Genomic DNA, 18,356 nt, shown 5'->3' on the forward strand with positions numbered 1-18,356 from the left:
CCCTTTAGCCACTCGGGCACTCCCCCATGAATATGCTATAATATTTTATTATATTATTTCCCTTTTGTCAAGAGATTAGTCATTTATATAGTATTTAAATAAAAAATGCACCAATATTAGGTGCATTTTTTATAATATTATTTATTTTATTCCCAAGGTTTTAGAATTACCTTAATTGCCTCTCCGGTCCTTGTCATTTCTATCCCTCTTTTTATTTCGGATAAAGGAAGAGTATGAGTAACAAATTTATCCGCAGGTATAGTACCGTCAACTATTAAATCAAGAGCATGCTTAAATGAATCGGGTGAAAAACTATATCCACCGCATATTTGCAGTTCTTTATAATGTATTAGATTACTGTCAAAATTTACATGGCAGTTATCATGAGGAAGTCCTCCGAACAATAAAACTTTTCCTCTTGGTCTTACATAGTGCGTTGCTTCCTCTTGCACAGCACCTACAGGACAAGCAGTAATAGCCACATCTACCCCGTCCCCGTCCGTTTCTCGCATAACTATTTCTTCTAAATTTTCGGTTGTAGGATTTACGAATAAATCTATGAAATCAAATCTTTTGGCTTTATCAAGTCTGGGCTGATTTACTTCAGATAATATAACTTTTTTAGCACCCCTGATTTTCGCCATTGCACTATGTAAATTGCCTAAAGGTCCTGCCCCGATTATGAGAACGATATCGCCCTTTGTTATATTGATAAAATCATGAGTGGAATAAACACTCGCCAAAGTTTCTGACAGCGGAGCTAAATCCAAATTAAAATTATCCGGTAAGATATGTAAGAATTTTGGATTTGCACCAACTTCCGGAAGTGCTACATACTGTGCATATCCCCCATAAAAATCCATTCCCGGTACTACTATATTTTTACATTGGTTACCTAAATTTTTATCTGAAGTACAGAATTTGCATTTACCGCAGGTAATTCCTGGATTTAACATTACCTTCTGCCCTTTTTTATAATATTCACTGTCGCTTTCTTCAACTATCCCCGCAATTTCATGACCTATTACAAAAGGAGGTTTGACCTTATGATGTCCGGAATTAAATGTTCTGATATCAGAACCGCAAAGCCCTACGGATATGACTTTAATCAGTACACCATTTTTAGGACACTCTGGTGTTTCTACTTCTTCATAATCAAAATTTCCCGGTCCTTTATAAAGTATTGCTTTCATTTTCGTCTCCTTAAATCTAATTTATCTTAAGTTAAGTTTAATATTATAATTATATAATGGCAATACTGAAAATATTTTCACTAGTCGGAAACTTTTTTGTTTTTATATTAAAAAGCGTACTCTGAGGGCTAAGTGAGTACGCTTTTGAGGTGTAAAACCTGTCTGACCGATTAAATATTTAAAATGTAAATACCCAGACAGTAACTTTTATTCTTCTTCAGGTTCCTGCAGTGCATCAAAACCTTCTTCGCCTGTCCTGATCTTAACGACATTATCAAGCCCGTAAATAAAGATTTTTCCGTCTCCGATATTCCCTGTGTATAAAGCTTTTTTGGCAGCTTCGATAACGGTTCTGACAGGTACGGCTGCAACTACTATCTCTACTTTCAATTTAGGAAGGAGTACCGCATCTACTTCACTTCCACGATAATAGCTTTTTCTTCCCTTTTGGACACCGCATCCGAGTACATTTGTTACGGTCATACCCGTAACTCCAACTTTTTGCATTGCCGCTTTAAGAGAATTAAATTTATCTTTATTTATTACGATTGTGATTTTACTTATACCGGTATCGGTTTTAGTGACTTTAATTTTACTGTCTTTTTCTTTCAATAAAACATCTTCGATATTTGCCGGAGGAACAGGTTCTGTAACAGAAGCGAGACTGCCTTCATCGTCCAATGAATAATAGAAATCTCCTGCGGGAGCAAAATCCGCATAAGAACTTACCAATCCGTGCTCGGTTATATCAAGTCCTAAAATTTCTTCTTCTTCACTTGCTCTAAGTCCCACTGTCTTTTGAATAAGTTTAAAGACAATAAACATAGTAACTAAGACATAAACAGCAACAGAAACAACCCCAAGCAACTGAATTAAAAACATATGAGTTCCACCGCCGTAAAAAAGTCCGCCGTCCAATGCAAATAATCCTGTAAGTAATGTACCCGTAGCACCGCAGCAGCCATGAACGGCAATAGCTCCGACAGGATCGTCTATCTTAAGTTTATGGTCGATAAATTCAACTGCAAATACTACTAAAGTACCTGCAACAGCACCTATAAAGAAAGCACCTACGGGAGAAACCATATCACAGCCCGCTGTAATAGCGACCAATCCTGCCAAAGCACCGTTAAGTGTCATTGAAACATCAGGTTTTCCGTATCTTACCCATGTAACTATAAGCGTCATTAATGTAGCGGCAGCAGCTGCCATGTTTGTAGTTACGAATACACTTGAAGCGGATAGCATCGCTTCATCTGTAGACATTGCTACAGTTGAACAACCGTTAAATCCAAACCAACCCATCCAAAGGATAAATACGCCTAAAGCACCGATTGCAATATTATGTCCGGGAATAGCTTTACTTTTTCCATCTTTATCATACTTTCCAATCCTTGGTCCAAGGATTTTAGCTCCTACCAATGCTGCAACTCCGCCGACCATATGTACTGCGGTAGAACCTGCAAAATCATGAAATCCCAACTGACTTAACCAGCCGCCACCCCAAATCCAATGTCCTGAAATAGGATAAATAACAGCACTTATAACCGCAGAATAAATAAGATAAGAAATGAATTTTGTTCTTTCAGCCATTGCACCCGAAACGATTGTGGCTGCAGTAGCACAAAATACTGTTTGAAAAATCACAAATGCCATTGTGGGAAAGGCACTGTCATAATTACCTCTGATAAAGAAATCTACTTTACCTATGACGCCCAATATATCAGGTCCCATCATTATCCCGAAACCAATGACCCAATAAATGATTGTACCGAGGACAAAGTCCATCAAGTTTTTCATAATAATATTTCCTGCATTTTTAGCTCTGGTAAACCCTGATTCTACCATGGCAAATCCCGCTTGCATCCAAAATACCAGTATAGCTCCAAGCAATACCCAAATGGTATCGAGAGCATTAAATGTTGTCTCCATTTTAATTACCTCCAAATTGTATTGTTAATTTATATAAAAAAGCGTGTAATCATATAGAATATCTATACAATTACACGCCTTCGTGTCGAATTTATTAAATTAATTTTGATTACTTATTTTACACTAAATAAAATTTCTCCGTATGTAGGATATGGCCAAAAATCTCTGTCTACGATAGTTTCCAGTTCATCTGCATATTTTCTGACTTCTTCCATATTTTCAAATACATCTTTTCTGAATGACATGGCTCTTTCTTGTACATCTTCGATATTTTCAGCCTTTTTTAGTCCTTCTTCCAAAGTAGCGATAGCTTTATATAATGAAGCGTTAAGAGAGCTTACTCTCATTACCGTATCTTCTTCAACCGTGCTGTCAGCCGCAGGACAAACATCTTTCTTAACCGCTAGAGTCTCTGCAACTTCTTTTACGTATGATACACATGAAGGCAAGATTGAAGCTTTTGCCATATCCAGGCAAGCTTTTGCTTCTATTGAAATTACATTTGAATAATCTTCAAGAAGAACTTCCGTTCTGCTTTCAACTTCTTCTTTTGTAAGAACTTTATGTTTTTCAAATAATGAAATATTTTCTTCTCTCTTATAATAAGGGATCGCTTCCGCACAAGTTTTTAAATTAAGTAATTCTCTTTTTTCTGCTTCAACTACCCATTCATCGGAATATCCGTCACCGTTAAATATAATCCTTTGATGATTCGTAAAAGTATCTTTGATCAACTTCTTAATAGCTTCATCAGAATTGTCTTTTTCAAGGATATCAGCAAACTCACAGAAAGCATCGGCAACAATAGTATTAAGCATCATATTTGAACATGCAACCGAATCCTGTGAACCTACCATTCTGAATTCAAATTTGTTTCCTGTAAATGCAAAAGGTGATGTTCTGTTTCTGTCCGTAGTATCCTTTGTTAAATCGGGAAGGACTGTAGCACCGAGGTTAAATTTAGTTTTTCCTTCACTCTTATAATCATTATCTGAGATGATCGCATCTACAACTCCTTTTAAATCATCTCCCAAGAAAATGGATATGATTGCGGGAGGAGCTTCATTCGCACCGAGTCTATGGTCATTACCTGCACTTGCAACAGAAATCCTAAGCAAATCCTGATGTTCGTCAACGGCTTTAACGACAGCCGCAAGTACTAATAAGAACTGCATATTTTGTTTAGGGTCATTTCCCGGTGATAGCAGATTTTCACCTTCTTTTGTCGTAATAGACCAGTTATTATGTTTACCGCTTCCGTTAATACCTTCAAATGGTTTTTCGTGAAGCAAACATACTAAACCATGTCTTTTAGCAACCTTTTTCATTATTTCCATCATTATTTGATTTTGGTCACATGCTATATTCGTAGAATTATAAATCGGCGCCAATTCATGCTGTGCAGGAGCAACTTCATTATGTCTTGTTTTGGCAGTTATGCCAAGTTCCCATAAAGTTTCATCCAAGTCCTGCATATATTCCATGATAGGACCTTTTATAGGAGCAAAATAATGGTCATCCATTTCCTGTCCTTTTGGAGTAGGAGCACCGAATAATGTTCTTCCTGTATAAATTAGGTCAGGTCTGTTTTTATACATTTCTTCGGAAATTATAAAATATTCCTGTTCGGCACCTACAGAAGGATCTGCTCCGGAACATTCTTTACCTAAGAGCTTGAGGAGTCTTACAACTTGATCGCTTATTGCTTCTATGGATTTAAGCAAAGGTGCCTTTTTATCAAGTACTTCCCCGTTATAAGAACAGAAGATTGCAGGAATGCACAGCGTATTATCTTTAATAAAAGCATAACTTGTAGGATCCCAAACTGTATACCCTCTGGCTTCATTGGTAGCCCTAAGTCCCCCTGAAGGAAAAGAAGAAGCGTCCGGTTCATCTTGAAGTAAATCCTTCCCTGAAAGTCTTATTACTACATTATCTCCATGAGGCTCTATAAAAGCATCATGCTTTTCGGCGGTTAAACTTGTCATAGGCTGGAACCAATGTGTATAATGCGTACATCCGTTTTCCAATGCCCATTCTTTCATCGCATGTGCAACAGCATTTGCAATTGTTATATCAAGGGCTTCACCCTCTTCTATAGTTTTCTTTAATATTTTATATGTATCGTTTGGTAGTTTTTCCTGCATGGTTTCATCATTAAAAACCTTACATCCGAATAAACTTGCAACTCTATCCATAATTTATACATCCTTTCTCTTAGATAAATTAAATCTTTTAAATCAATATGAATTAATTATACATTTTTTTTCATAATCTTTCTACCATATTTTAAATCTTTATATCCTTATCCACCCTTTTAACCTTTCTCTTTGTAAATAAAAATTCAAAAATTAAACTTTGTATACAATTCTAATTTTAAAAAAGAAAAAGACGCCGTAAGCTTTTTGCCTACAGCGCCGTTGCTGTTATGAGTGCATAATACTACGCAAGTTCGTATTTGTCAAGTATTTTTTTATAATTTTTTAAATATTTAGAAAATTCAATTTATTTACGTATTAAGTCTTGATTTTTATTACTTCCGGGTGTATACTATTCCCACTATAAAATTAAATAGCCGGACAAAGAAGTCCAATGAACATAGATTATATTCTGTGTTTATTGGATTTTTTTATGTTTTCATGGGGGTGTAAAAATGGTATTTGATGAAAGATATAAAGAAGGGAATGTAAGGATTCCCTCCGGATGTGCAATAAGCGGTATATTTCATAAAGACGGAAGAAAGACCGATGGAAGAGATATTATAACTTCTATTGAAGTCATGCATGAAAGAAGCAATGGTTTAGGCGGAGGCTTTGCAGCATATGGGATTTATCCGGAATATAAAGATTATTATGCTTTTCATGTATTCTTTGATGACAATATAGCAAGAAAAGAATGCGAGGCATTCTTAGACACTCATTTTGATGTTATTGACTACGGAATAATTCCTACAAGGAAAATAGATAAAATAAAAAATGAACCATTGATTTATAGATATTTTTTATTTCCAAAAGAATCAAAATTAAAATCTTCACAATTGGATGAAAAAGAATTCGTAGTCCAAAGTGTAATGAATATAAATACAAATATGAAGGGATGTTATGTTTTTTCAAGCGGAAAAAACATGGGATCTTTTAAAGCCGTAGGTTATCCCGAGGATGTCGGAGAATTTTATAAACTGGATGACTACAAAGCATATTCATGGACGGCACACGGAAGATATCCGACAAATACACCGGGTTGGTGGGGAGGAGCTCATCCTTTCAGCCTGCTGGATTATTCTATAGTACATAACGGAGAAATATCTTCATATGACGCGAACAGAAGATATATTGAAATGTTCGGATATAAATGTAATTTGCTTACAGATACGGAAGTTATTACATATATGATGGATTATTTATTAAGAAAAAAAGGATTGAACCTTGAAGAAACCGCGGAAATTATAGCTGCACCGTTTTGGAGCACAATCGAAAGAATGGAAGAAAAAGAAAAAGAAAGATTAACATATCTAAGAACTATGTTTTCAAGCATGTTAATAACAGGGCCTTTTTCTATTATGCTTGGATTTGAAGGCGGTATCATGGCTCTTAACGACAGACTTAAACTTCGCTCGATGGTAGTTGGAGAAAAAGGTGAAGATGTATATATAGCGAGTGAAGAAAGTGCAATAAAAATTATACAAAAAGACTTTGATAATATTTATTCTCCTGCCGGCGGAGAAGCCGTAATCGTAAAACTAAATGAGGGGGCTAAATAAAATGAGAATTAATTTTATACATCCACAGTTTGAAGTGGTAAGAAATCAAGATAGATGTATACAGTGCAGAGTTTGCGAACGTCAATGCGCAAACGAAGTTCATTTTTACGATGAAGACAGCAAGTTAATGTTAAGCGACGAAACAAACTGTGTTGCTTGTCACAGATGTGTTTCTCTGTGCCCTACAAAGGCTTTAAAAATAGTTGAAAGCGATCATACTTTTAAGCCACATGCAAACTGGACGGGAGAACAAATAGAAAATATTTACAGACAAGCCGAAAGCGGAGGAGTTCTTCTTGCCTCAATGGGAAACCCCAAAAGCTATCCTATTTATTTTGATAAAATGCTGATTAACGCATCTCAGGTTACTAATCCTTCCATTGACCCTTTAAGAGAACCTATGGAAACAAAAGTAAGCCTTGGAAAGAAAAATGTAAAAATAAAAAGAGATAAAAACGGAAATATAATTCCCGATATTCCTCCTCAAATAAAACTTAATGTACCAATAATGTTTTCTGCCATGTCATATGGTTCAATAAGCTATAATGCTCATGAAAGTTTAGCAAGAGCGGCAAGCGAGCTGGGAATAATGTATAACACAGGTGAAGGCGGACTTCATGAAGATTTTTATAAATATGGTAAGAATACTATAGTACAAGTAGCTTCGGGAAGATTTGGTGTTCATAAAGACTTTTTAAACATAGGTGCAGCAATAGAAATAAAAATGGGACAAGGTGCTAAACCGGGTATCGGAGGACATCTTCCGGGAGAAAAAATAGGTCCGGATATTTCAAAAACCAGAATGATACCCGAGGGAAGCGACGCTATAAGCCCCGCACCTCATCATGATATATATTCCATAGAAGATTTAAGACAGCTTGTATTATCCCTTAAGGAAGCGACAAATTATGAAAAGCCGGTATTAGTAAAAATCGCCGCCGTACATAATGTGGCTGCAATAGCAAGCGGAGTTGCAAGAAGCGGAGCGGACATAATCGCAATAGACGGTTTCAGAGGAGGAACAGGAGCTGCTCCTACAAGGATAAGAGATAATGTAGGTATACCTATTGAACTCGCTCTTGCAAGCGTAGATTCAAGACTTAGAAACGAAGGTATAAGAAACAATGTTTCACTTGTAGTGGGAGGAAGTATAAGAAGCAGTGCAGATGTCGTAAAATCAATAGCACTCGGTGCCGACTGTGTATACATTGCAACATCAGCCTTAATGGCTCTTGGATGTCATTTATGCAGAAACTGCCACAGTGGTAAATGCAACTGGGGTATCGCCACTCAACGCCCCGATTTAGTAAAAAGATTAAATCCGGATATAGGATATAAAAGAGTAGTTAATTTGGTTACCGCCTGGGAACATGAAATAAAAGAGATGATGGGCGGAATGGGTATTAACTCAATCGAAGCATTAAAAGGAAACAGATTAATGCTGAGAGGCGTAGGACTTAATGAAAAAGAACTTGAAATACTTGGAATTAAACATGCGGGAGAATAAAAGAAAAGTATATATAATAAAAAATTGTGCATTGAATACCTTATATGTGAATATAACTATTCTATTATAAATAGTAATAAAGTCTAATAAAGTACGTCCTTAAAGACAAAAGATGTGCAAAATATCGGATAAGAAAAAATCAAATAATAACATAGCACCAATAAATTTTTTTGTATTGGGGTCTACATATGATAATAAAGTAAAATTATGATAGAGAAAAATATATTATTACTGGAGATATAAACAAATCGGGAATATATACATATTTAATCAGATAAAAAATAAAATTAAAGGATTTTGGTTTAATAAAAGATAATCCCGGACTTATGACATTTTAAAAGAATACAGAAAATCTACTCTGGGAGGGAAAAAATTATGATGGAAATAAATGCAAAAGGACTTGAACATAGAGAAATAAATTTGGAAATAAAAGCATGTGCCATAAAAGAAAGGGATATTACCGTAAAGGAAGTAATGGGACAAAGATTTATCGGTTCTGCCCTATCTAAAACAAATCTTATAATAAACGGAGTTCCCGGTAATGCTGTGGGAGCATATCTTGACGGCGCTAAAATCACCATAAACGAAAATGCACAGGACGCTACCGGAGATACAATGAACGACGGAGAAATCATAATCCACGGCTCAAGCGGAGATGCTACGGGATATGCAATGAGAGGCGGAACTATATATATTAAAGGTGACGTCGGGTACAGAGCAGGAATTCATATGAAAGCTTATAAGGATAAAAAACCCACTATAGTAATCGGAGGAAAAACCGGTTCATTCCTCGGAGAATATCAAGCTGGAGGAAATATCATAGTTCTTGGATTAGGATATGAAAACAAAGAAATCCCATTGGGACATTTTTGTGCAACGGGAATGCACGGAGGAAAAATATTTTTAAGAACGAAATATCCGCCCAAAATAGAAACTGATAAATTGATTATTAAAGAAGCGGACGCTGAAGATATAGATGAAATCAAAGAATATATAAAAAAATTCAGTTCTTACTTTAACAAAGATTATGATAAAATAGTTAATAGTAAGTATTATGTAATAATACCTAATACAAAAAGTCCTTACAAACAATTATACACTAATCATTAGGAGGAGTAGTATATGAACAGTATAACAAGGGAAGTAATCAATTTTGTCAGAGAAAATGATATAAAATTTATTCGACTAGCATTCTGTGACATCTTTGGTGTACAAAAAAATATAGCTATAATGTCAGACGAACTTGAAAATGCCTTTGAAAATGGAATTTCTTTTGATGGATTTTCGATTGACGGATTTTTAAATGACAAAAGCAGTCATCTTCTGCTTTACCCCGATCCGTCTACACTATCCATATTACCATGGAGACCTTCGGAAGGAAGAGTTGCAAGATTTTTTTGTGACGTCAAATATCCAACAAAAGAATTATTTGATAATGACTCAAGGTATATTCTAAAAAAAGCAATCAATAAAGCAAAAGATATGGGATATCTGGCTAAAATAGGAGCGGAATGCGAATTTTATATCTTCGAAACCGATGAAGAAGGACATCCCACTATGATACCTTATGACGAAGGCGGATATTTTGATGTTTCTCCTTTAGACAAAGGTGAAAATATACGTAGAGAGATTTGTCTCACACTGGAACAAATGGGTATTACTCCAATAAGCTCTTATCATGAGAGAGGTCCGGGACAACATAGAATTAAATTCAGATACGGAGATCCGCTGACGGCAGCAGATGATTTTATTACATTTAAATGGATTGTAAAATCAATCGCAAATAAAAACGGAGGTTATGCGACATTTATGCCAAAACCTCTAAAGGAACTATATGGCAGCGGACTTCATGTGAGTCTTCTATTATTTAAAGAAGGTAAAAATATATTATCTGAAGGTCTTGATAAATCAAGTGAAGCTAAATCTTTTATAGCAGGAATAATGAATAGGATAAACGAAATTACCGCTATATTAAACCCAACTAGGAATTCATATAAAAGATTCGGAGAATTTCATGCACCTAAATATATTACTTGGTCAGAAAAAAATCCAAATACTTTGATAAAAGTTACTACATTCAATAAAGATAAAGCAAAATTTAAATTAAGGTCTGTAGACCCAACAACCAATCCATACCTTGCTTTTGCCTTGATTTTACTTGCAGGTTTAAAAGGTATAGAAAACAAAGAAAAAATAGATGATAAAGCAAATATTAAATCTATAATGGAAGAAGATATACCGACCGGAGTAAATATGCTTCCGCAAAACTTTAAGAGTGCTTTAAAGATATTTGAAAAAAGTGCATTTGCTGAGAAATGCTTAGGAAAAAATTTAGTTTATAACTTTATTGAGAAAAGAAAAAAAGATTTAAAAATTGACGAAGATATTCAAGAGCTTAAATACTTTTTAATGGATTAAAATATAGAAATTTTATTACAAGGGGGTGATTATTTGGAAAAAGTATTGATAGTATCCGCAAATGAAAAATCAAAAGATACACTATGCGAATTATTAAAAGAATATAATAATATCCAAATAGTTACCACGACTTCCGCGGCAAAAGCAAGAAGATATGCCGCAAATAATGAATTGTCAATTGCCATAATCAACACTCCGCTGAGAGAAGAATTCGGTACCGAACTTAGTATAGACCTATCAAGGTTAAATATAGGAACGTTATTGCTGGTTAAAAGCGATATTGCAGAGGAAATTAGAGCAGATGTAGAAAGCTTCGGAGTACTAATCATATCTAAACCTGTTATAAAATCTCTTTTTTATCAATCACTTAGACTGCAAATGTCAGTGAAAAACAGACTTATTTCTTTAAAAAAGGAAAATGAGCAGCTTAAAAATAAAATAGAAGAAATTAAAATCGTGGATAGAGCTAAACTCATACTAATAGAAAATGAGCATTTAAATGAAAATGAAGCACATAAGTACATAGAAAAAGAAGCTATGAACCGCAGATTAAATAGATATGATATAGCAAAGGAAATACTTGATAAGTATAATATTTCTTGACATATGTATTCTTATATTATAAAATATTTTTTAATTCGTAGTTGAATTAACATAAGTGGATTAGGAAAACTTATGTATGTAACATAAGTTTTTTTAATGCAAAAAGGAGATAAAATGATCAGAGATATAATATTTCTTATAATAGGATTTATACTTCTTATAAAAGGTGCGGACTTATTTGTGGAAGGCTCCAGCTCGGTGGCAAAACTTTTAAAAGTTCCTACGATTATTATAGGGCTAACAATAGTTGCAATGGGAACAAGTGCACCGGAGGCAGCTGTCAGTATTTCCGCAGCACTCAAAGGGCAAAATGCGATTGCTATAGCAAATGTCATTGGTTCAAACATATTTAATCTTTTAGTCGTAGGCGGAGTATGCGCTGTAATAACCCCGATAATAGTCAAAAAAAGCATTATTAAAAGGGAATATCCATTTTCAATCATAATAAGTATACTGTTACTGTTTTTCATTTCCGATTTTATATTTGGAAATAATAATATTACGCTTGGAAGATTTGAAGGTCTTATCCTTTTAGTATTATTTATACTATTTCTTATATATATGGTTGTTTCTGCCATTAAAAACAGAGAAGAGTTAGATGAAGATTTTATAGTTCTTTCTCCTATAAAAAGTGTATTATATATACTACTGGGTCTTGTAGGTGTGATCTACGGAGGAGATGTAGTCGTTGACTCAGCGTCTTCAATAGCATCCAGTTTAGGTTTAAGCGCAAATTTGATAGGACTAACTATAATAGCACTTGGGACAAGCCTTCCCGAACTCGTTACAAGTATCGTTGCCGCAAGAAAAGGAGACAGTGATATGGCACTGGGAAATATAATTGGCTCAAATATTTTCAATATCTTATTGATTTTAGGTATGGCATCCTTCATTCATCCGATAGCAGTATCAATGGAATCTGTTTTTGATTTAATTATGCTTTGTATAGTGAGTATAATCACTTACTTCTTCTGCATATCTAAAGATAAAATAAGTAAAAAAGAAGGCTTTGTAATGATTTTTATGTATTTGATATACATGATTTACATTATAAACAGATAAAATTTCAATAAAAAAAGGCTTCAATTATGAAGTCTTTTTTATTTATGCTTCTTCAATTTGTTTTAAAGTCATTTTTACCGCAGTATCCAAATCTTCATGAAGACTAAATAAGCCCCTATTTCCGACGATATAAACATCTACCCCTGCTTCTTTATATTCTCTGAAATGTTCTTTATTTACAACACCGTCAACTTCTATTAAAAAATTCAAATCTCTTTCTTTTCTGATTTTAACTAACTTTTTTATTTTATCTAAAGTTCCCGGTATAAAATCACCACCCGCAAACCCCGGTTCTTCCGTCATTACAGTAATCTTATCAATTTCACAAATATAAGGCATCAAAGTTTCTTCGCCTATTTCAGGACACAGTACCACACCGAACTCTTTGTTTCTTTCATGTAAAAACTTACTGGTTCTAAATGCTTCGTTAATAAGTTTTTCAGAATGAATGCTTACACAGTCCGCACCGCAGTCAACCATTTCTTCCAAATAGTAAAAAGGATCCACGAGCATTACATGCGCATCTAATTTTGCGGAAGTTACTTTTCTTACAGCCTTCATAAAAGGAGGTGTGAAAGAAAAATTTTTAAAATATACTCCGTCGATTATATCGACATGATAAGAATATACATATGGATTAAGAGTTTTTATTTGACTTTCTATATTAAGCAGATCCATACACATAAGAGATGGACTTATTTTATATTTCATTTTTACCTCCCTAAATATATTCATTTATAATATATCATAAAAAAATTATAAAACACAAATATATTTATATAAAAAGAAAACTGATTTATAAAATAAATCAGTTTAATTATTGTTTATAATATCTTTTATTTCATTTGCGGCTCTATTTATATCATCATTTACCACTATGTAATCATACTTATTTTTAAATAATATCTCTTCTTTAGCCGTCGCAATTCTAAGTTTTAACTGTTCATCGCTTTCCGTTTTTCTGTTTGTAAGTCTTTCGATAAGTTCTTTCTCACTTGGGGGCATTATAAATATAAGTACAGCCTTATCATTTTGTTTTTTTATTTGCATAGCACCCTGAACATCTATTTCAAGAATTACATTATATCCGCCGTCAAGCATTTCATCAACTTTTTCTTTAAGCGTACCATAGTAATGATTGAATACGCTGGCAAATTCGTAAAAAGCTTTCTTTTTTATTTTTTTCTGAAATTCTTCATTACTTAAAAAATAATAATTAACGCCTTCTTCTTCACCTTTTCTCATAGGTCTGGTCGTTGCGGAAATCGATATTTTTATATTTTCTTCTTTTTCAAGTTCTTTACATATAGTACTTTTTCCGCTTCCCGAAGGTCCCGAAATAACAAATAATTTTCCCCTCATGAATATCTCCTATTATTTAAAAATTTAATACCATTATATAATCTTCATCATTTTCTTTTATTATATCAAATCCCAGCTTTTTATACAAATCAACAGCATAATTTTCTTTATTGACACTCAAAGAAACTCTATTATAATTCTTTTTAAGTACTTTAAGATGTTCTTTAAGTAAAGCTGTCCCTATACCTTTATTTCTGTATCCTTTTAAAACAGAAACAGCGATTTCGGGAGTATTATTATCGATATTACCGTAACCCTTTATATCACCGCTTAGTATCCTGTTCCAGGATAAAGCAACAATTTTATTATTGTATTCACATCCTAAAATAATATCATCTGCTTTTCCAAGTCCTTCGATATAGTTATAAATTTCTTTATTATAGATTATACTTTTATCTATGGGCTTACTGTCTTCAGGTATATAAATCGCATTATATAAGAATTCCTCTAATATATGTATATCCGGATTATCTATTAATTTTATATTATACTTCATTTTTTATTCTATATTTTGGATTTGTTCTCTTATCTTTTCAAGTTCGCTTTTTATTTCGACTACTGAAGAACTGATTTCAAAACTGTTGGATTTTGAAGCTATTGTGTTCGCTTCCCGGTTTATTTCCTGAAGTAAAAAATCAAGTTTTCTTCCTATAGGTTCTTTCTTTTCTATTATGGTTAAGAATGATTTAAGATGATTATCTAATCTTACCAATTCTTCTGTTATATTGACTTTTTCTGCATATAAGGCAATTTCAGTAGCTAATCTATCAGAATCGATTATTCCGACTTTATATTTTTCTATATTATCATTTAATTCCTTGGCATAGTTTACCGGAATGTCATGAGCCAATTTAGAAATTTTTTCAGTCTCGGCACTAACGATATCGATCCTTTTTATGAAATCCTTCTTAAGTGCCTCGCCTTCAAGTCTCCTGCTTTCAACCAAAGTTTCTACAGCTTCATTTATTGCTTCTTCAAAATACTTCCACTGTTCTTCCAAATCAATTTCAGCTTCTTCTGTTTTTATAACCTCAGGATATCTTGCTATAGTAGTTATTGCAATATCATTTTTAATATCGGTAAATTCACATCCGATTTTATTTAATATATCATAATATTCTTTAGCAAGGTTTTCATCATAAACCAAAGAAACATCTTCACTGCCAAATTTTTCGGCCTTAATAAAGACATCGATTCTTCCTCTGTTTACTTTCTTACTTATAAGATTTCTTACTCTCTCTTCAAAAGCAGAATATTTCCTGGGTAATCTTATATTAAAATCTCTGTACCTGTGATTTATAGTTTTGATTTCAACATCTATTACCAAAGTTTCGCTTCTGTATTCTCCTCTTCCGAAACCTGTCATGCTTTTCATAATATTTCCCCTTTTCTATGACTCTAATATATCATCTATTCTATTAAATATATCATACACTTCATCTATTTCGTTAACATTGTTGATACTGTTCCTAATTTTAGCACTGTTCTTTATACCTTTAATATACCAATATAAGTATTTCCTGAATTCAATCACTTTCTTTTTATCGTTTGAATATTTTAAATGTATTTCAAAATGTTTTCTTGCAGCATCTATTTTATCATGAATAGAATACTCACTTATTTTTTTCCCCCCAATACACTCATTGAACTGAGAAAAAATAAAGGGATCATAATTCGCACCCCTGCCTATCATGACACCGTCAGAACCGGTATAATCCATTTTTTCTTTTGCCTTAAGATAATTATCCAAATCACCGTTTGTAATAAGTGGAACGCTTGCTGTCTCTTTAGCTTTTTTTATTCCGTCATAGTTTACTTCTCCGGTAAATACCTGTTCTCTGGTTCTCCCATGAACGGTTATCATATCCGCACCGCCGTCTTCAATAGCTTTTATAATATCCTCGATAATATTTTCGTTAAAACCAAGCCTGACTTTAACACTGACAGGTTTAATTGAAGCCGACTTTACTTCTTTTACTACTTTATTTGCCTTATCCAAATCCTTTAAAAGAGCAGAACCGTCTCCGTTATTAACTATCTTTTTCATCGGACATCCCATATTGATGTCAATAAAATCAAAAGCGGTATCATTTATATATCGCTTGGTAACTTCTTCCATTATTTCAGGTTCACTCCCAAATATCTGGATACCGGTTACTGCATCACTATGTTCAAGTTCATTAGTTTCCATTAAAGGAAAAGTATTTCTGCTTTTATAATACAAACCTTTGGCACTTACCATTTCACTTATAAAAATCTTACAGCCCATTTCTTTCATAAATAATCTATATGGCAGGGTCGTTACCCCTGCCATAGGTGCCAAGATTGCTTTATTTACCTTTAATAAATCTTCAAAATAATTATTTTTTATTTTTGTCATATATGATTTTCAGTCCTTTTAATGTTAATAATGGGTCAAATACATCTATTACATTTGTTTCCGGATATATTATTTTCCCATATCCGCCGCAAGCTACAACTTTTATGCCTTCTGTGTTTAATTCTTCTTTCATTTTCTTTATTACATATTCGACTTGACCGATATATCCATAAACAAGTCCCGCCTGCATACTCGTTATGGTATTGCTGGCAAGTATGCTTTTAGGTTTTTCTATCTCTATTTTAGGAAGTTTTGCGGCACCTTTCCAAAGTGCGTCCGCCGAAATTTGAATTCCCGGCGAAGTCACCGCATAGGAAAAAACACCTTCTCTATTTACATAATCATATCTCGTTGCTGTTCCGAAGTTTACTACTATTACCGGACATTTATACAAATTATAAGCAGCAGCCGCATCTACGATCCTATCTGCCCCGACTTCTTTTGGATTATCAGTCCTTACGTTTATACCCGTCTTTATCCCACTGCCCACCATCAATGGCTCTACACCTATGTATTTCTTTATTGCATTTACAAGGTGATAGTTGACATCAGGAACTACACTTGAAATTATTGCACCTTTAAAATCTTTGATATCAATATTAAAATGAGCAAAAAAAGTTATTATCAGTGTTCCTATTTCATCACTGGTCCTATCCTGCTTTGTAATATATCTGAACTCATGCATTAACTTATCATCTTTAAATATACCAAGCTGCGTTGTAGTATTACCGACATCGATCACTAAAATCATTTTTTCTCTCCTATTGTTCCGCTTTAATATTAGGATTTTTCTTTATATAAACAGCCATGACTGCAAGGGTAAATATTCCCATTACCGCTGCTTCAATCAACATCGAAGAAGTTATTATACCAATAAGTAAAATTTTGAACGAACTTCCGACTGCCTTTGCAATTTCCGTTCCGTAAAGAAAATATAACATCGGCATTACAAGCGCCGTGTTGGTGATTGCACCAAGTGCACCCGATAAAAATGAAGCAATACTTTTTGCTTTTATGATTTTTTTACTTAGTTTATAAACGTAATATGGAACTACTCCGATAAAAATCCTTGGTAATACAGATACCAACGGATTTATAAAGTAAGGATCCAATATACCCGCAGGCATTAAAATTGCTTTTGATAAAGAAACAAGTCCCGCAAGTGCTCCCATAAAAGCACCTTTAACCGGACCGTAAATCAAAGATGTAATTACCGTAGGAATAAAACAAAGAATAGCAACAGACGCCATTCCCGCAGGTATCATCCCCGCAGTGTAAGTGAAGAAAATTGTAATCCCGAACATGATACTTAAAAAAGTAAACTCTTTTGTGTCTTTAAATAATCTATTTTTCATAATTAACCTCCGTTCTCACTCCTCATTTACTATATACAAAGGATGCAAGACGATTTTTTTTAGTTAAGAACATTATATCATTACCGATTTTATTGTCAATAAGAAAACCTTTTATTGACATCAAAGTAATTTTATAAAATAAAAAAGGAATATTAAATATTCCTTTTAATAAATGTTTATAATTATACCTCTGCGGCAATTTTACTTTTCTTTTTCACATAAATCTGCATAATAGCAAAAGCGGCAACTCCCATTATAATCGCTTCTATAATCGCTGATGAAGTAAGTATTCCAAGAAGTATGACCTTAAAAGATTTACGGCAGCCATTACAATATCCTTAGCATAGACTATATATAACATACCCATTGCCAATGTTGTATTGGTAACCGCACCCATAACACCTGCGCATAATGAAGCAATACCAATATTTTTAGATACTTTCTTAACGAATTTATAAACGTAAAAAGGAACTATGCCTATAAAAATTCTCGGAAGAACCGAAACAAGAGGATTTATAAAAAACGGAGATAAGATACCTGACGGCATTGTTATATTTTTAGACATTGCAACCATACCTGCCAATGCACCCATAAAGGCACCTGCCTTAGGTCCGTAAATCAATGAAGTAAGTACTGTCGGGAAAAATGCAAGAACCGCAATAGAAGCCATACCTGTAGGTATCATTCCCACGGTATATGTAAAAAGGATAGTAAGAGCAAACATAATACTTAGAAAAGTAAAAGTGTTTGTGTCTTTAAAAAGTTTATTATTCATTTGTACCTC

The 18,356-nt window shown here is 33.7% G+C and carries 17 protein-coding genes; 6 read left to right on the forward strand and 11 right to left on the reverse strand.

Annotated features, from left to right (window positions below):
- Positions 1 to 146: 146 nt before the first annotated feature.
- The 3 genes from NSA01_RS03255 to NSA01_RS03265 all read right to left on the reverse strand — a co-directional run bounded on the left by NSA01_RS03255 (position 147) and on the right by NSA01_RS03265 (position 5,323).
- Positions 147 to 1,193, reverse strand: a complete 1,047-nt coding sequence (locus tag NSA01_RS03255) for an alcohol dehydrogenase catalytic domain-containing protein (RefSeq protein ID WP_257480081.1) — start codon at positions 1,191 to 1,193, stop codon at positions 147 to 149.
- A 207-nt stretch (positions 1,194 to 1,400) separates the two neighbouring features.
- On the reverse strand, positions 1,401 to 3,125 hold the full coding sequence (locus NSA01_RS03260) for an ammonium transporter (protein WP_257480082.1): 1,725 nt from the start codon (positions 3,123 to 3,125) through the stop codon (positions 1,401 to 1,403).
- A 113-nt stretch (positions 3,126 to 3,238) separates the two neighbouring features.
- Positions 3,239 to 5,323 (reverse strand): glutamine synthetase III family protein, encoded by a 2,085-nt coding sequence (locus NSA01_RS03265; protein WP_257480083.1) that lies wholly within the window; start codon positions 5,321 to 5,323, stop codon positions 3,239 to 3,241.
- 455 nt (positions 5,324 to 5,778) lie between these two features.
- Between NSA01_RS03265 and NSA01_RS03270 the strand changes: the two genes are divergently transcribed.
- From NSA01_RS03270 to NSA01_RS03295, 6 genes are all read left to right on the forward strand, one after another.
- Entirely contained in the window at positions 5,779 to 6,885 is a 1,107-nt protein-coding gene (locus NSA01_RS03270; protein WP_257480084.1) for a class II glutamine amidotransferase, read from the forward strand.
- Between the two features lies 1 nt (position 6,886).
- Positions 6,887 to 8,392 (forward strand): glutamate synthase-related protein, encoded by a 1,506-nt coding sequence (locus NSA01_RS03275; protein WP_257480085.1) that lies wholly within the window; start codon positions 6,887 to 6,889, stop codon positions 8,390 to 8,392.
- 378 nt (positions 8,393 to 8,770) lie between these two features.
- The gene (locus NSA01_RS03280) at positions 8,771 to 9,502 is read left to right on the forward strand and encodes a glutamate synthase (RefSeq protein ID WP_373887177.1); all 732 of its coding nucleotides are present in this window, start codon (positions 8,771 to 8,773) and stop codon (positions 9,500 to 9,502) included.
- 12 nt (positions 9,503 to 9,514) lie between these two features.
- Positions 9,515 to 10,810 (forward strand): glutamine synthetase family protein, encoded by a 1,296-nt coding sequence (locus NSA01_RS03285; RefSeq protein WP_257480087.1) that lies wholly within the window; start codon positions 9,515 to 9,517, stop codon positions 10,808 to 10,810.
- A gap of 33 nt (positions 10,811 to 10,843) precedes the next feature.
- On the forward strand, positions 10,844 to 11,413 hold the full coding sequence (locus NSA01_RS03290) for an ANTAR domain-containing response regulator (protein WP_257480088.1): 570 nt from the start codon (positions 10,844 to 10,846) through the stop codon (positions 11,411 to 11,413).
- Positions 11,414 to 11,527: 114 nt separating this feature from the next.
- Complete coding sequence (locus NSA01_RS03295; protein ID WP_257480089.1) at positions 11,528 to 12,475, forward strand: calcium/sodium antiporter; 948 nt, start codon at positions 11,528 to 11,530, stop codon at positions 12,473 to 12,475.
- A gap of 42 nt (positions 12,476 to 12,517) precedes the next feature.
- On the opposite strand, the gene NSA01_RS03300 is transcribed toward NSA01_RS03295, so the two are convergent.
- The 8 genes from NSA01_RS03300 to NSA01_RS03335 all read right to left on the reverse strand — a co-directional run bounded on the left by NSA01_RS03300 (position 12,518) and on the right by NSA01_RS03335 (position 18,347).
- Positions 12,518 to 13,186, reverse strand: coding sequence for an allulose-6-phosphate 3-epimerase (locus NSA01_RS03300; RefSeq protein WP_257480090.1), 669 nt, complete (start codon positions 13,184 to 13,186; stop codon positions 12,518 to 12,520).
- A gap of 102 nt (positions 13,187 to 13,288) precedes the next feature.
- A complete protein-coding gene (gene gmk, locus NSA01_RS03305) occupies positions 13,289 to 13,837 on the reverse strand; it encodes a guanylate kinase (protein ID WP_257480091.1) in 549 nt (182 codons plus the stop codon).
- 16 nt (positions 13,838 to 13,853) lie between these two features.
- Positions 13,854 to 14,333 carry a GNAT family N-acetyltransferase gene (locus NSA01_RS03310; protein ID WP_257480092.1) on the reverse strand — a complete coding sequence of 160 codons (480 nt, stop codon included), beginning with the start codon at positions 14,331 to 14,333 and terminating at the stop codon, positions 13,854 to 13,856.
- Positions 14,334 to 14,336: 3 nt separating this feature from the next.
- Positions 14,337 to 15,212, reverse strand: coding sequence for a YicC/YloC family endoribonuclease (locus NSA01_RS03315; RefSeq protein WP_257480093.1), 876 nt, complete (start codon positions 15,210 to 15,212; stop codon positions 14,337 to 14,339).
- Between the two features lie 15 nt (positions 15,213 to 15,227).
- Positions 15,228 to 16,217 carry a tRNA dihydrouridine synthase DusB gene (dusB, locus tag NSA01_RS03320; protein ID WP_257480094.1) on the reverse strand — a complete coding sequence of 330 codons (990 nt, stop codon included), beginning with the start codon at positions 16,215 to 16,217 and terminating at the stop codon, positions 15,228 to 15,230.
- The gene (locus tag NSA01_RS03325; RefSeq protein ID WP_257480095.1) at positions 16,198 to 16,968 is read right to left on the reverse strand and encodes a type III pantothenate kinase; all 771 of its coding nucleotides are present in this window, start codon (positions 16,966 to 16,968) and stop codon (positions 16,198 to 16,200) included. Before NSA01_RS03325 ends, dusB begins: the two co-directional genes overlap by 20 nt.
- 10 nt (positions 16,969 to 16,978) lie before the next feature.
- A complete protein-coding gene (locus NSA01_RS03330; protein ID WP_257480096.1) occupies positions 16,979 to 17,572 on the reverse strand; it encodes an ECF transporter S component in 594 nt (197 codons plus the stop codon).
- A gap of 265 nt (positions 17,573 to 17,837) precedes the next feature.
- Positions 17,838 to 18,347 (reverse strand): ECF transporter S component, encoded by a 510-nt coding sequence (locus NSA01_RS03335; RefSeq protein ID WP_257480097.1) that lies wholly within the window; start codon positions 18,345 to 18,347, stop codon positions 17,838 to 17,840.
- Between the last annotated feature and the right edge of the window lie 9 nt (positions 18,348 to 18,356).

Source organism: Anaerofustis stercorihominis (assembly GCF_024623185.1).
Classification (GTDB): Bacteria; Bacillota; Clostridia; order Eubacteriales; family Anaerofustaceae; genus Anaerofustis.